Source organism: Ruegeria sp. BF12 (assembly GCF_056538705.1).
Genome location: NZ_JBQFTP010000015.1, coordinates 1 through 12,631 on the forward strand (window position 1 = coordinate 1; position 12,631 = coordinate 12,631).

A 12,631-nucleotide genomic window follows, 5' to 3' on the forward strand; every position below is an offset into this window, starting at 1 on the left:
CTGCGGTCAGCGTGGTCTTGCCGTGGTCAACGTGGCCAATCGTGCCGATGTTGACGTGCGGTTTTGTACGCTCAAACTTTTCCTTTGCCATTCCTCAGGCGCCCTTTTGCGATTTGGGGGACCCTTGGTCCCGTGGTTACATCTGCGCGCGCGAGATATTTGGTTCAAAGGGGAAAATCAAGCACATCCTGCGTTAAAACCCGTTTATGACGCCGGATTTTGCGTAACCTCGACGGATTCCAGCGGCTGGATCAGGTCTGGCCGCCTGTCGAACCAGCCATTGTCCTTGTGTTCTTCGGCCAACCACTCTTCGACACGATCGGCTACTTTTAGTGCAAGACCGTCCATTTGCTCTTCTCTCGTGCGGGTGTGACCTGAGCCTGCCAAAGCACTTTCGCTGGTTGTATCTTCTAGAACCTGAAACTGCTTGCCCTTGGCCAGAAACTCTTTCTTGCGGACGTCGTAAACATTCACCAGGACGATAGCCGTGCTTTTGGGATTATAGATCACAGGCACGCCCGGAGGGGCCAGCATGTAACCTTCGAGGCTGATACCAATGTCATATTCCTGCGCGCCCTCGTAGCGGCCCAGACGAACATCCACCGCTTTCTGAATGGCGTCTTCCCATTCCTTAGGCGTCGCATCCCGAGACACCGGGCCCTGCTTGGCCTTCTCGGCAAATGCGTAATTGACGCGCAGCTTGAACTCGCCCAAGGATTCAGGTTCTTCATAAACCTGCGTCTGTGTACACGCGCCCATCAGGGCAAGTCCGGTGATCAGGGTCAGAATGCGCAGCATGTGTCTCGTCTCGATAGGCCTGTTTTTCTTTGATCTAGCGCACCGATACCGCCCGTGCCAAGCAGTATCGGCGGAATTTCACTGTTGTGGCCGCCTGATCACGAAAACTTATAGTCCCGCGGGAAGCCATAAGGCGGCTTTTTCCCGACACTTGCGCGCTTCGCGAGCCACTGAGACAAATCCGCCTCGTGCCGGGTCTTGTCGCCGCCCATGGACCACTTCAGACCCTCTTCCCAGTTGAAAGTGGTCACGTCGGACAGACCGCCGTCCAGTTCCAGCGTCCCCTGCCGGCCGCGCGCCATGTTGTATTTCTGCAGGCGCACGCCCTTACCGCGACCCATTTCCGGCAGCTCATCCACCGGGAACACCAGGAATTTGCCGTTCTGGGACACCACGGCGACGTGGTCTCCGTCGACCGGTTTACAGATCATCGCGGTCTCGTCACCCTTGACGTTCAGCACCTGTTTACCGTTGCGGGTCTGCGCCAGCACGTCATCCTCAGGCACCATGAAGCCGTTGCCCGCGTCCGAGGCCACCAGCAGCTTGCGCCCCGGCTTGTGGATCAGGATGTCGATGATCTGCGCTTCGTTCGGCAGATCAACCATCAAACGCAAAGGCTCGCCCATACCGCGCCCGCCCGGCAGGTTCGCCGAACTGACTGTATAGAATCGTCCATTCGAGGCGAAGACAAGCAACCGGTCCGTCGTTTCCGCGTGGAAGATGAACCGCGGGCCGTCGCCGTCCTTGAATTTAAGTTCGCGCTTCAGGTCGATATGGCCGGTCATGGCGCGGATCCAGCCCATTTGCGAGCAGACAACCGTGATCGGCTCTTTGTCGATCATCGCTTCAAGCGGAACTTCCTCGATCTGGCCGGCCTCGGCAAATTGGGTCCGGCGTGCACCACCCTCGTAGTCTTTGCCGAAGGTTTTCTTGGTCTCTTTAAGTTGCTCGGCGATCTTGGCCCATTGCAGGGCGGGATCGGCCAGCAGGTCTTCGAGATTAGCACGCTCTTCCATCAGCGCATCACGTTCGCGAACCAGTTCCATCTCTTCCAGACGGCGCAAGCTACGCAGGCGCATGTTGAGGATTGCGTCGACCTGCACTTCGGACAGTTCGCCCTCACCCGGCTTGGGCGAAACATAATCGGCTTCGCTGGTGGCACGGATGTGGTCGACGCCCCAATCCTCGCGCATCAGCGCGGCTTTGGGGTCGTCGTCATAGCGGATGATGTCGATCACCCGGTCGAGATTGAGGAAGGCAACGATAAAGCCCTCCAACACCTCAAGACGGTGGTCGATCTTGGCCATGCGGTGATGCGAGCGGCGGATCAGAACCTCTTGCCGGTGATCGAGGAAGGCGCGCAGCACTTCCTTCATCGAGCAGACTTTCGGAGTCACACCATCGATCAGCACGTTCATGTTCAGGCTGAACCGCACCTCAAGGTCCGAGTTGCGATAGAGCATGCCCATCAGAACCTCAGGGTCCACGTTCTTGGAACGCGGCTCAAGGATCAGACGAATATCATCGGCGGATTCGTCGCGGACATCCGCGAGGATCGGGATTTTCTTGGTCTGGATCAGCTCCGCGATCTTTTCGATCAGCTTGGATTTCTGAACCTGATACGGGATCTCGGTGACGATGATCTGCCACTGGCCACGGCCCAGATCCTCGACCTCATACTTACAGCGCAGACGGAACGACCCGCGCCCGGCGCGATAGGCCTGCGCAATGTTCTCGGGCGGCTCGACGATCACACCACCGGTCGGGAAGTCCGGGCCGGGCACGTAGTTCAGCAGGGTGTCGTCGCGCGCATCCGGCGTTTTGATCAGATGCAGGCAGGCGTCGCATAGCTCTGAAATGTTATGCGGCGGAATGTTCGTCGCCATACCCACCGCAATACCGCTGGCACCGTTGGCCAACAGGTTCGGGAACTGCGCGGGAAGTACAACCGGTTCGGTCAGTGTGCCGTCATAGTTGTCACGGAAATCGACGGCGTCTTCGTTCAGGCCCTCAAGCAGCGCCTCGGCCACGATGGTCATCCGCGCCTCGGTGTATCGCGAGGCAGCTGGATTGTCGCCGTCTATATTGCCGAAGTTGCCCTGCCCGTCGACCAGCGGGTAGCGGACGTTGAAGTCCTGCGCCAGACGCGCCATCGCATCGTAAATCGCAGCGTCGCCGTGCGGGTGATAGTTACCCATCACGTCGCCGGAAATCTTCGCAGATTTACGGAACCCGCCCGTCGCGCTGAGTCGCAACTCGCGCATCGCGTAGAGGATTCGCCGATGAACCGGCTTCAATCCATCCCGCGCATCCGGCAACGCCCGGTGCATGATGGTGGACAGCGCATAGGTCAGATAGCGTTCGCCAATCGCGCGGCGCAGTGGCTCGGCTATCTCGCCCCCGTTTTCAGGGGCCTCCATGTTGGGGTCGTCGATCGTGTCGGTCATAGATGATGTGATACGCCGCAAGAGCCCGCTGGTAAAGCAACCAGCATGTATTTTGCTGGGGACAAGTGGCGCTTTTTGCAACAGGGGGAGACAAGCCCCGGATTTCCCCCGTTTTTCGACTCGAACCCGGAAATATGGTAGGCTGTCTTTATTAGACTGCTGCTGAATTCTTGTTTCTTACGATTGATCTTGGGGGATGCGCCATGACGCGCCTTATTGTTATCACTTTCGCTGCCTTGGGCTGGTGTTTCTATGTAATGAGCGGCGGGCCGGACTTTGAACCGCGCGGCCAGCGCAGCGAACAACCTGTGCGCGTAGCAACAGCGCCGAAACCCGCAACCGTTAATAAGGCCGAGGAACTGGTGACCAATGTCGCGGCTGTGACGACCACCGCACGCGTGCAACCGGAGCCCGCAACCGAAGAGATCGTCCAGATCGTGCCGGAACCGACAAGTCTGCAATCGCTCTCGGGCATTTCGGTGTTCGACGATCAAAGCGCCAATATCACGCTTGCCTCACTGGAGGACGGAGTGGCGGGGCTGCGCCAGATCACCGAAGACGTGACGCAGGAGGCCGTAGAAACCGAGGTTATTCCCGAGCCTGAAAAAGACATCCGCGAAATCTCGGGTACCCGTGTGAACATGCGCGACGGGCCGGGTACAATCTATCCCATCATCGGCAAAGCGACCATGGGCCAAAAGGTCGAAGTCCTGAGCGAATCCGGAACCGGCTGGCTGCGCCTGCGCGTGTTGCCTGCGCAACAGGTCGGCTGGATTTCGGCTTCCCTGGTCAGAAAAACAGCAAACTGACGTAGTGCCGTCATTGTCCTGACCTCAACCTCGCCATAGCTTTGGCTTGAGTTAAGTTTCAGGAAGATCATGCAGAAAACCATTCTCATTACCGGTTGCTCGTCCGGAATCGGTTTGGACGCAGCACACGGCATGCGTGCGCGCGGTTGGCGCGTCTTTGCCTCCTGCCGTCAACAGCGCGATTGCGACCGGTTGCGGGCGCAGGGCTTTGAAAGCCCGCGCATTGACTACACGGATGCCGAAAGCATTTCCAAAGGCCTCGCCGAAGTGCTTGAGGCCACCGGCGGCACTCTGGATGCGCTTTTCAACAACGGCGCACACGGCCTGCCCGGTGCCGTCGAGGATCTGCCGACCGAAGGACTGCGCCTGATTTTCGAAGCCAACTTCTTTGGCTGGCACGAACTGACCCGCCAGGTGATTCCGGTCATGCGCGGTCAGGGGCACGGGCGAATCGTTCAGAACTCATCGGTTTTGGGTTTCGTCGCTTTCCCGTGGCGCGGCGCATATGTGGCCACGAAATATGCTGTCGAAGGTTTGACCGACACTCTTCGATTGGAACTGGCCGGAACGGACATCAAAGCGATCCTGATTGAACCCGGTCCGATCACGTCAAAAATCCGCGAAAATTCGATCCCCTTCTTCGAGCGCTTCATCAATTGGGAGAACTCGGCCCTACGCGAAAAATACGAGTCTTCGTTGTTGAAAAGACTGTACGAATCCTCAGGACCGGACCGTTTCGAGCTTCCAGCATCGGCCGTGACCAACAAGCTGGCCCACGCGGTCGAATCGAAAAGACCGCGTGCCCGGTATTATGTCACGACACCGACCTATATCGCGGGATACCTACGCCGCCTTCTGCCAACCCGTACTATCGATCGCATCCTGTCGGACGTCTGAGGCGAAGATTCTCATTCGCTTTTCACGGCTGCCCGGCTACATGGTAGCCTAACGAAACGAAAACGCGGACGGTGTACTCATGGACCTATTGATGGTCGTTTTGCTGTTGGCCATGGCGGCGGTCGTCGTCGTGCTGGCAATTGGAATCTCCAATTTCGGCAAAAGCGGCAAGGCTGCCGCGATGAAAAGCAACAAGATGATGCGGCTGCGCATCCTGTTTCAGTTCATTGCCGTGGTGCTCATCGTGCTCTACGTCTACCTGCGCGGACAGGGAGTGCAATAAATGGTCGTTCTGAACAAGATCTACACGCGTACCGGCGATGATGGCAAAACTGCTCTGGGCAATGGCGAACGCGTCGCCAAGTACTCAGGTCGTGTGGCAGCTTATGGAACCGTGGACGAGTTGAACGCCTTTGTCGGTGTCGCACGAACGGCGGCCGAAGGTGACGTTGACGCTGCCCTGGCGCGCATCCAGAACGACCTGTTCGATTTAGGCGCGGATTTCTGCCGCCCCGACATGGAAAAAGATGCCGAGGCCGACTACCCGCCGTTGCGGATCATTCCGTCTCAGATCGACCGGCTGGAAGCCGAAATCGACGTCATGAATGAAACACTGGAACCGCTGCGCAGCTTTATCCTGCCCGGAGGGTCGCAACTGGCGGCACACCTGCATGTCTGCCGGACGGTTTCCCGCCGCGCCGAGCGGCTGGCCGTAGAGTTGACCAACATGGAGCCTGTGAACGAGGTCGCTGTGAAGTATCTCAACCGCCTCAGCGACTGGTTTTTTGTTGCTGCCCGCTGCGCCAACGAAAACGGCACGGCAGACGTGTTGTGGGTTCCGGGCGCGAACCGCTGAAGCCAACGTTGAAAGCAATATTCTTTCGCGCCGTTGCGTCAAAATACACGAAACGCGACGTCTCAAGTTCATGACGTGACGATTTTGCTCTGTTGCAGCATGAATTGAGACGTTATTCAGTCCCCCGAGAGCATTGGTGGAGTCGCAACGCGGCTTACCATTTTTTGTGAGGAGCAAGCGCAAAATGAAGGTACTCGTGCCTGTGAAGCGCGTGATTGACTATAATGTGAAGGTCCGCGTGAAAGCGGATGGTAGCGGTGTCGATCTCGCCAATGTCAAAATGTCGATGAACCCGTTCGACGAGATTGCGGTGGAAGAGGCGATTCGCCTGAAAGAAGCGGGCAAGGCTGACGAAGTCGTTGCGGTTTCGATCGGTGTGAAGCAGGCGCAGGAAACCCTGCGGACCGCGCTGGCCATGGGCGCCGACCGCGCCATTCTGGTTGTGGCCGCCGATGACGTCCATCAGGACATTGAGCCGCTGGCCGTTGCCAAGATCCTGGCCAAAGTGGTCGAGGAAGAGCAGCCCGGCATCGTTCTGGCGGGCAAGCAGGCGATCGACAACGACATGAACGCCACCGGTCAGATGCTGTCGGCCCTGCTGGGCTGGAGCCAGGGCACCTTTGCCTCGGAACTGGACATTGAAGGCGACACCGCCAAGATCACCCGCGAGGTGGACGGCGGTCTGCAGACCATCAGCGTCAAGATGCCGACCATCGTGACCGTTGACCTGCGCCTGAACGAGCCGCGCTACGCGTCGCTGCCCAACATCATGAAGGCGAAGAAAAAGCCGCTGGATGAGAAGACCGCCGCCGATTACGGTGTCGACGTCACTCCGCGTCTGGAAATCGTCAAAACCGAAGAGCCGCCGGCACGTGCCGCCGGTATCATCGTAGGCTCGGTTGACGAGCTGGTCGAGAAACTCAAAGAAGCGGGGGCTGTGTAATGGCTGTTCTTCTTCTCGCAGAGGTTAACAACGGCGAACTGGCGCTGGACGCCACCGCCAAGGCTGTCACCGCTGCCAAGGCGCTGGGTGACGTGACCGTTCTGGCCGCGGGCGGTTCTGCCGCTGCTGCCGGTGAGGCCGCCGCCAAGATCGACGGCGTGTCGAAAGTTCTGGTTGCCGAAGACGCATCGCTGGGTCACCGCCTGGCGGAATCGACCGCAGCCCTGATCGTGGGCCTGGCCGATGGGTACGAGCACATCGTGGCCCCTGCCACCACCGACGCCAAGAACGTGATGCCGCGCGTGGCCGCGCTGCTGGACGCCATGGTGATCTCGGATGCGTCCGGCGTGGTTGACGGTTCAACCTTCGAGCGCCCGATCTATGCGGGCAACGCGATCCAGACCGTCAAGTCGAACGACGCCAAGAAAGTCGTCACCTTCCGTACCGCGTCCTTTGATGCGGCCGGCGAAGGCGGTTCGGCTTCGGTTGAGACCATCTCGGTTGGCGACAACCCGGGTCTGTCGTCGTGGGTCGAGGACAAGGTTGCTGAAAGCGACCGTCCGGAACTGACCTCGGCTGGCGTTGTTGTCTCGGGCGGCCGCGGTGTCGGTTCAGAAGAGGACTTCAAACTGATCGAAACCCTGGCCGACAAGCTGGGCGCCGCCGTTGGCGCATCGCGCGCGGCCGTGGACTCGGGCTATGCGCCGAACGACTGGCAGGTAGGTCAGACCGGTAAGGTTGTTGCCCCCGATCTGTATGTCGCCGTCGGCATCTCGGGCGCGATCCAGCACTTGGCTGGCATGAAGGACTCGAAGGTCATCGTTGCGATCAACAAGGACGAAGAGGCCCCGATCTTCCAGGTCGCCGACTTCGGTCTGGTCGCAGACTTGTTCCAGGCCGTGCCGGAACTCACCGAGAAACTTGGCTAATCCTAAGGGTTTCTACGGAAAGTCTTGCCAGGCCCGCCAATAGGCGGGCCTTTTTCAGTTTAGGTTTCGAACGGGGCCAAGCAAAGCGGCCGCAATAGCCCGATGCGCCGCCGGCCCGATCATATGCTCCGCCATTGGCTGCTGCATCGTCCCGAACAACATGTCTTCAAGCTCATCCGACTGACCACTTACCTGAGTTGTCACATCCACAAAGTCAGCGCACTGGTTGGCTAGAGTGTCCATCATCTGATCCGTCACGCACACGCCGGGAAATTCGGGATGGTCCCTGCTTTCTGCATCCCGAAGCACTTGCAGCCGCAGAAGAATCACCGGTGATTTCAGCCGTTGCAGAAAGGTGCCAACCTGCCGAACCCAGTTGCTGCGCAGTTCGTCCGCCACCACTTCAAAGCGGGCATCCTCAAATCCATGCAAACACGTCAGCAAGTGGCGCACAAAATGTACATCGGTCAGGTCGACCTCGGGATACAGATATCTCAAGTCCTGTGTCGGTGCCAGAAACCGGTCGTTGCGCCTGGGATGGACGCGATAGAATCGGTTTGATTGCCCGAGCAAATCGGGCGCTTGCACAACGCAGGCATCAGCAACGTTGAGCAGGTCGAACAGCCCACCGTCGCGGCACAATGCATCGACGCCGCTGAACAGGCTTCCCAAATTCAAAACGCTCCGCTTCAACCCTTCCTCTAGTATCGTTGCAAAGGGTCGGTCGACAAATCGCCCGAATGTCTCATCTCCGCCGACGCAAGCCACGTAAGGTCGGTCCAACACTCGCTGCGCACCGCGAAACCACAACCTCGACCCGCCATACTGGCAAACGTCATGCCCGGGTCCCCCCGAGCTTGTTTGATGATAGCTCATAACACTCACCCAAATTTCACCCGATTGCCATTTAGAAGCCGCAAGTCTTGAGAAAATCCTAATGTGCGCATTTGAAGCAAATTCGAACAACCGGATTCCCTTGCCGCCCGCCCCGATCTGCCGATATTGTCGCCGTAACCCGGGACACAAAGGCACCTGAACATGGATGTAAAATCAGTCGGAGTGATTGGCGCAGGTCAGATGGGCAATGGCATTGCTCATGTTCTGGCACTGGCGGAGTATGACGTTCTGCTGAACGACGTATCGCAGGACGCGCTTGATGGCGCCATAGCGACGATTGAAAGCAATCTGGCGCGTCAGGCGTCGCGAGGCAAAATCTCGGACGCGGACATGCAAGCGGCGCTGAGCCGGATCAAGACGACCCTTGATCTGCCGGAACTGGGCCAGACTGATCTGGTGATCGAAGCCGCCACCGAACGCGAAGCAATCAAACAAGCGATTTTCGAGGACCTGCAGCCTCATCTGTTACCGCACACGATTCTGACGTCGAACACATCGTCCATCTCGATCACACGACTGGCGAGCCGCACGGACCGCCCCGAGCGTTTCATGGGATTCCATTTCATGAACCCCGTACCTGTGATGCAACTGGTCGAGTTGATCCGGGGCATTGCCACGGATGAAGCGACATTCAAGTCCTGCAAAGCGGTCGTCGATCGGCTTGGCAAAACAGCAGCCAGCGCTGAGGATTTCCCGGCTTTCATCGTGAACCGCATCCTGATGCCGATGATCAATGAGGCGGTTTATACCTTGTATGAAGGTGTCGGCAGCGTTCAATCGATTGACCAGTCGATGCGACTGGGTGCGAACCACCCCATGGGCCCGCTGGAACTGGCAGATTTCATTGGTTTGGACACGTGTCTGGCCATCATGAACGTGCTGCATGACGGGCTCGCGGACACCAAATATCGACCCTGCCCGCTGCTAACGAAATACGTCGAAGCCGGGTGGTTGGGGCGTAAGACCGAACGCGGGTTCTATGATTACCGGGGCGAAACTCCGGTTCCGACGCGATAAAAGGGGCCAGCCCCCGCGCCCGGATTTTATCCGGGCTCACCTCCGAGATATTTTCAGCCAGACGAAAAGCGGATCAGGGCTTGAGCGATTGGCCAAGCGCCATGGTGTGTTTTCTGAGCCAGGCCATGAAACCGCGCGGATCGCGTTCCAGCAATTGCATATCTTCTTCCGAAATCGGCTCGCCAATCACCGGCGACTGCGGCTTGTTGCACGAGCGGACGATTTCATGCAGCAACAGCCCCTGCCGCAAGATGGGCGAAAGTTTGTTGGCAATCTGATACGCGCGTGAGTTTCTACCAGGAAAGAAAATAGGCACCACCTGGGCGCCTGAACGCCGGATCATCTTGGCGGTGAATACGTTCCATTCACGCTCTATTGCTGGTCCGAACCAGTCGTCCGAGGACATCACGACCCCCGACGGGAACAGCGCAACTACGCCACCGTCTTTCAGGTGCTCCATTGCCTTGCCACGCATTTCCAGCATTTTGGTTTGTGCTTCCGGGTCATGCGGAAAAGGCACCGGGATCATGAAAGACGTCGCCGCCTCGTCCAGACCTGTCAGGACCGAGCGGGTCAGGATTCGGTAATCGCTGCGCACCTGTCCGATCAGCTCAGCCAGGATCATGCCGTCGACCATGCCGTGCGGGTGGTTTGCAACCACGACAACCGGCCCCTTCTTCGGCATCCGTTCAATCTGTTCCTGCGGTGTTGTTAGTTCGATTCCCATAGTCTTGAGGGCGCCGCCCCAGAACCGCTGACCACGATAGTATTCGTTCTTTTTCTCGAACTTGTTGACCATTCGCAGAATGGTCAATTTACCCGTGCACCATTCGATGGCGCGGATAGCTGTAGACGTCCAGGCATCGTCGAACGAGTTCGCATAGGTCAGGGTTCTACGGTCGTAGATTTCGCCCTGGTCTTCTGTCCCATCCACAACCGGGCCTGTCTTGGTCTCGTGCGTCGTTTCCGCCAATTCCTGGTCTTCCCGTTCTTCATGTCGCGACTGAGCGATCAGAACCCTTCGCCAAACTTGTCGTTCACCAGGGTTTCCAATGCATCAGCCAACGCCTCAGCATCCGGTCCGGACGTCTCGACGTCAATAGTCGTTCCGCGCGAGGCTGCCAACATCAAAAGACCCATGATACTGTCCCCTGATGCAGAAAGTCCGTCTTTGGACACCTCGGCCTGCGCATCAAAGCCCTCGACCACCTCAACCAGCTTGGCCGAGGCGCGGGCGTGTAGCCCCTTTTCATTGATTATTTTCAAGCTTCGATTGGTCATTCTTAATCAATCCGGTCTTAATCCAACGTCACGTTTTGCGCGTTAATGTACTTGCGGCCAGCCTCCATTGCCCGCCGAACAGCATCCCCGATCGGCAGGTGGCGACTTTTGGCCAGTTTGATCAGCATAGGCAGGTTTGCACCGTAAAGAATACGGCGATCCTGCGGCGTGCAGGCTTTCAGACTCAGATTCGATGGGCTTCCCCCGAACAGGTCAGTCACCACGACGACACCGTCCCCGACATCGACATTGTCTGCAGCAACACAGATTTCGGCCTGCTTGGCTTCACGATCATGGTCGGCCTCGATCGAGATCGCGGCCAGTCCAGGTTGCTGCCCCACCACATGCTGCATAGCGGCCAGATACTCCTGAGCCAGCCCGCCATGTGCTACGAGTACGATCCCGATCAATCCGGCCTCACATTCAACGATCGACGTTCCATTTCGCGGTGCCTAATTGCCACTTGCTGCCCCTCTTCTGCAAGGGCCTTTGCAACCGCTTCGGCGGTTGCAACCGATCTGTGTTGCCCTCCGGTACACCCAAAGGCCACCGAGAGGTGCGCTTTGCCTTCGGCGCGATATGCCGGCAGAAGAAACTTCAACAGATCGACAACCCGGTCGAAAAACGGCGCATAGTTCGCATCTGACTGAACATAGTGCGCCACATCCGGGTTTCGACCATCTTCCGCCCGCAGTTCCGGACGCCAATAAGGGTTTGCCAGAAACCGGCAATCAAAGACCATATCCAGCCCGCGTGGAAGGCCGCGTTTGTATGAGAAGGATTCAATCGATACGGCCAAATGCCGCCCACCCTTCGGCGCGAACCAGCGCTCGACCTCCTCGCGCAGCTGGTGAACGTTCAGAGGGCTGGTGTCGATCAGGATGTCGGCGATTTCACGGATCGGGGCCAGCAGCTCCTTCTCCTGCCGGACACCGGTTTCAGGACCCGCATCAACCGCAACCGGGTGGCGCCGACGGGTTTCCGAGAAACGGCGCAACAGAACCTCGTCGTTGCAGTCGAGGTAGAGTATCGTCAGGTCGACATGCTCCATCCGCCGCAGGCGCACGGCAAGTTCAACAAAACCGATGGTCGAGAAATCGCGGTTGCGCGCGTCGATGCCCAGCGCCATCGGGCGGTCATTTTCGGAACCATCCAACAGGCGCATCAAAAGACCCATCGGCAGATTGTCGATGGCTTCAAAGCCCAAATCTTCAAGCACACGGATCGCGGTTGACCGCCCGGCCCCCGAGGGACCAGTCACCAGAACGATTCGCCGCTGTGGTTTCATTTGCTGGGCCATTCCGGGTCCACGCGCCCCATTTTAGTCAGTTGCATTAGTGCTCCTGCCAAATTGGGGACGCCGTGCGCCCGAAGCAAGGGAACAGTTTGCCTCAGGACACGAACCGAAACCGGTACCGGCAACCGCGCCGGTTCGGGCTGATCCATGTCCACGACATAGCTTACACTAACCGGCCCCACCGATGACGCCCGGAGCAATCCAACACCCCGGGCCTCGATAATCCCGCGGATGTTCGGCGCTGCTTCTGCCAACACCTGATCCTCACCGTCGCGCAACTCCACCCTGTCATCTGCGACAAGATCGGCCCCCAGGCCCATCATCTGCAAGGCCAGAGCTGATTTCCCTGACCCTGAAGATCCGACAATCAGAACGCCTCGCCCCTCAACCGCTACGCAGCTTGCATGGATAATGGCTGTGTCCTTGTCTTCTGACTCTAATAGGGTCGCGCCATTCATGA

16 protein-coding genes are annotated in these 12,631 nt (G+C 58.3%); 7 read left to right on the plus strand and 9 right to left on the minus strand.

Going from position 1 to position 12,631, the window contains the following annotated elements:
* The 3 genes from ACR0J0_RS19295 to ACR0J0_RS19305 all read right to left on the minus strand — a co-directional run.
* On the minus strand, positions 1-91 hold a 91-nt coding region (locus ACR0J0_RS19295; RefSeq protein WP_215675807.1), incomplete at its 3' end, for a GTP-binding protein.
* 113 nt (positions 92-204) lie between these two features.
* A complete protein-coding gene (locus ACR0J0_RS19300; protein WP_480665650.1) occupies positions 205-798 on the minus strand; it encodes a hypothetical protein in 594 nt (197 codons plus the stop codon).
* Positions 799-896: 98 nt separating this feature from the next.
* Positions 897-3,245, minus strand: coding sequence for a DNA topoisomerase IV subunit A (locus tag ACR0J0_RS19305; protein WP_480665651.1), 2,349 nt, complete (start codon positions 3,243-3,245; stop codon positions 897-899).
* A 203-nt stretch (positions 3,246-3,448) separates the two neighbouring features.
* Here ACR0J0_RS19305 and ACR0J0_RS19310 point away from each other — a divergent pair, with 203 nt between their 5' ends.
* The 6 genes from ACR0J0_RS19310 (at position 3,449) to ACR0J0_RS19335 (ending at position 7,679) form a co-directional block, all read left to right on the plus strand.
* On the plus strand, positions 3,449-4,054 hold the full coding sequence (locus ACR0J0_RS19310) for an SH3 domain-containing protein (RefSeq protein WP_480665652.1): 606 nt from the start codon (positions 3,449-3,451) through the stop codon (positions 4,052-4,054).
* A 69-nt stretch (positions 4,055-4,123) separates the two neighbouring features.
* Positions 4,124-4,951 (plus strand): SDR family NAD(P)-dependent oxidoreductase, encoded by an 828-nt coding sequence (locus tag ACR0J0_RS19315; protein ID WP_480665653.1) that lies wholly within the window; start codon positions 4,124-4,126, stop codon positions 4,949-4,951.
* A gap of 79 nt (positions 4,952-5,030) precedes the next feature.
* Entirely contained in the window at positions 5,031-5,234 is a 204-nt protein-coding gene (locus ACR0J0_RS19320) for a twin transmembrane helix small protein (protein ID WP_480665654.1), read from the plus strand.
* Positions 5,235-5,807 carry a cob(I)yrinic acid a,c-diamide adenosyltransferase gene (locus ACR0J0_RS19325; protein ID WP_480665655.1) on the plus strand — a complete coding sequence of 191 codons (573 nt, stop codon included), beginning with the start codon at positions 5,235-5,237 and terminating at the stop codon, positions 5,805-5,807.
* Positions 5,808-5,991: 184 nt separating this feature from the next.
* Positions 5,992-6,750, plus strand: coding sequence for an electron transfer flavoprotein subunit beta/FixA family protein (locus tag ACR0J0_RS19330; RefSeq protein WP_480665656.1), 759 nt, complete (start codon positions 5,992-5,994; stop codon positions 6,748-6,750).
* Positions 6,750-7,679, plus strand: coding sequence for an electron transfer flavoprotein subunit alpha/FixB family protein (locus ACR0J0_RS19335; protein ID WP_480665657.1), 930 nt, complete (start codon positions 6,750-6,752; stop codon positions 7,677-7,679). The genes ACR0J0_RS19330 and ACR0J0_RS19335 overlap by 1 nt, the downstream gene beginning before the upstream one ends.
* 54 nt (positions 7,680-7,733) lie before the next feature.
* Here ACR0J0_RS19335 and ACR0J0_RS19340 read toward each other — a convergent pair whose 3' ends face one another.
* Positions 7,734-8,555, minus strand: coding sequence for a DUF6473 family protein (locus tag ACR0J0_RS19340; RefSeq protein WP_480665658.1), 822 nt, complete (start codon positions 8,553-8,555; stop codon positions 7,734-7,736).
* A 162-nt stretch (positions 8,556-8,717) separates the two neighbouring features.
* On the opposite strand from ACR0J0_RS19340, the gene ACR0J0_RS19345 reads away from it, so the two are divergent.
* Positions 8,718-9,593, plus strand: coding sequence for a 3-hydroxybutyryl-CoA dehydrogenase (locus ACR0J0_RS19345; RefSeq protein ID WP_480665659.1), 876 nt, complete (start codon positions 8,718-8,720; stop codon positions 9,591-9,593).
* A 73-nt stretch (positions 9,594-9,666) separates the two neighbouring features.
* On the opposite strand, the gene ACR0J0_RS19350 is transcribed toward ACR0J0_RS19345, so the two are convergent.
* Genes ACR0J0_RS19350 through ACR0J0_RS19370 form a run of 5 tightly spaced genes read right to left on the minus strand, consistent with a single transcriptional unit; the run spans position 9,667 to position 12,629 of the window.
* The gene (locus ACR0J0_RS19350; protein WP_480665660.1) at positions 9,667-10,566 is read right to left on the minus strand and encodes a lysophospholipid acyltransferase family protein; all 900 of its coding nucleotides are present in this window, start codon (positions 10,564-10,566) and stop codon (positions 9,667-9,669) included.
* A gap of 38 nt (positions 10,567-10,604) precedes the next feature.
* The gene (locus ACR0J0_RS19355; protein WP_170428736.1) at positions 10,605-10,874 is read right to left on the minus strand and encodes an HPr family phosphocarrier protein; all 270 of its coding nucleotides are present in this window, start codon (positions 10,872-10,874) and stop codon (positions 10,605-10,607) included.
* Positions 10,875-10,891: 17 nt separating this feature from the next.
* Positions 10,892-11,284 carry a PTS sugar transporter subunit IIA gene (locus ACR0J0_RS19360; protein WP_480665661.1) on the minus strand — a complete coding sequence of 131 codons (393 nt, stop codon included), beginning with the start codon at positions 11,282-11,284 and terminating at the stop codon, positions 10,892-10,894.
* Positions 11,281-12,174: an RNase adapter RapZ gene (rapZ, locus tag ACR0J0_RS19365; protein ID WP_480665662.1), complete on the minus strand. Its 894-nt coding sequence runs from the start codon at positions 12,172-12,174 to the stop codon at positions 11,281-11,283. The genes ACR0J0_RS19360 and rapZ overlap by 4 nt, the downstream gene beginning before the upstream one ends.
* Positions 12,159-12,629, minus strand: coding sequence for an HPr kinase/phosphorylase (locus ACR0J0_RS19370; protein WP_480665663.1), 471 nt, complete (start codon positions 12,627-12,629; stop codon positions 12,159-12,161). Before ACR0J0_RS19370 ends, rapZ begins: the two co-directional genes overlap by 16 nt.
* Between the last annotated feature and the right edge of the window lie 2 nt (positions 12,630-12,631).

Excerpts from the sequence above, each read along its gene's own strand:
- ACR0J0_RS19300 (WP_480665650.1), bottom strand. The coding sequence starts at position 798 with ATGCTGCGCATTCTGACCCTGATCACCGGACTTGCCCTGATGGGCGCG.
- ACR0J0_RS19305 (WP_480665651.1), bottom strand. The coding sequence starts at position 3,245 with ATGACCGACACGATCGACGACCCCAACATGGAGGCCCCTGAAAACGGG.
- ACR0J0_RS19310 (WP_480665652.1), top strand. The coding sequence starts at position 3,449 with ATGACGCGCCTTATTGTTATCACTTTCGCTGCCTTGGGCTGGTGTTTC.
- ACR0J0_RS19315 (WP_480665653.1), top strand. The coding sequence starts at position 4,124 with ATGCAGAAAACCATTCTCATTACCGGTTGCTCGTCCGGAATCGGTTTG.
- ACR0J0_RS19320 (WP_480665654.1), top strand. The coding sequence starts at position 5,031 with ATGGACCTATTGATGGTCGTTTTGCTGTTGGCCATGGCGGCGGTCGTC.
- ACR0J0_RS19325 (WP_480665655.1), top strand. The coding sequence starts at position 5,235 with ATGGTCGTTCTGAACAAGATCTACACGCGTACCGGCGATGATGGCAAA.
- ACR0J0_RS19330 (WP_480665656.1), top strand. The coding sequence starts at position 5,992 with ATGAAGGTACTCGTGCCTGTGAAGCGCGTGATTGACTATAATGTGAAG.
- ACR0J0_RS19335 (WP_480665657.1), top strand. The coding sequence starts at position 6,750 with ATGGCTGTTCTTCTTCTCGCAGAGGTTAACAACGGCGAACTGGCGCTG.
- ACR0J0_RS19340 (WP_480665658.1), bottom strand. The coding sequence starts at position 8,555 with ATGAGCTATCATCAAACAAGCTCGGGGGGACCCGGGCATGACGTTTGC.
- ACR0J0_RS19345 (WP_480665659.1), top strand. The coding sequence starts at position 8,718 with ATGGATGTAAAATCAGTCGGAGTGATTGGCGCAGGTCAGATGGGCAAT.
- ACR0J0_RS19355 (WP_170428736.1), bottom strand. The coding sequence starts at position 10,874 with ATGACCAATCGAAGCTTGAAAATAATCAATGAAAAGGGGCTACACGCC.
- rapZ (WP_480665662.1), bottom strand. The coding sequence starts at position 12,174 with ATGGCCCAGCAAATGAAACCACAGCGGCGAATCGTTCTGGTGACTGGT.
- ACR0J0_RS19370 (WP_480665663.1), bottom strand. The coding sequence starts at position 12,629 with ATGAATGGCGCGACCCTATTAGAGTCAGAAGACAAGGACACAGCCATT.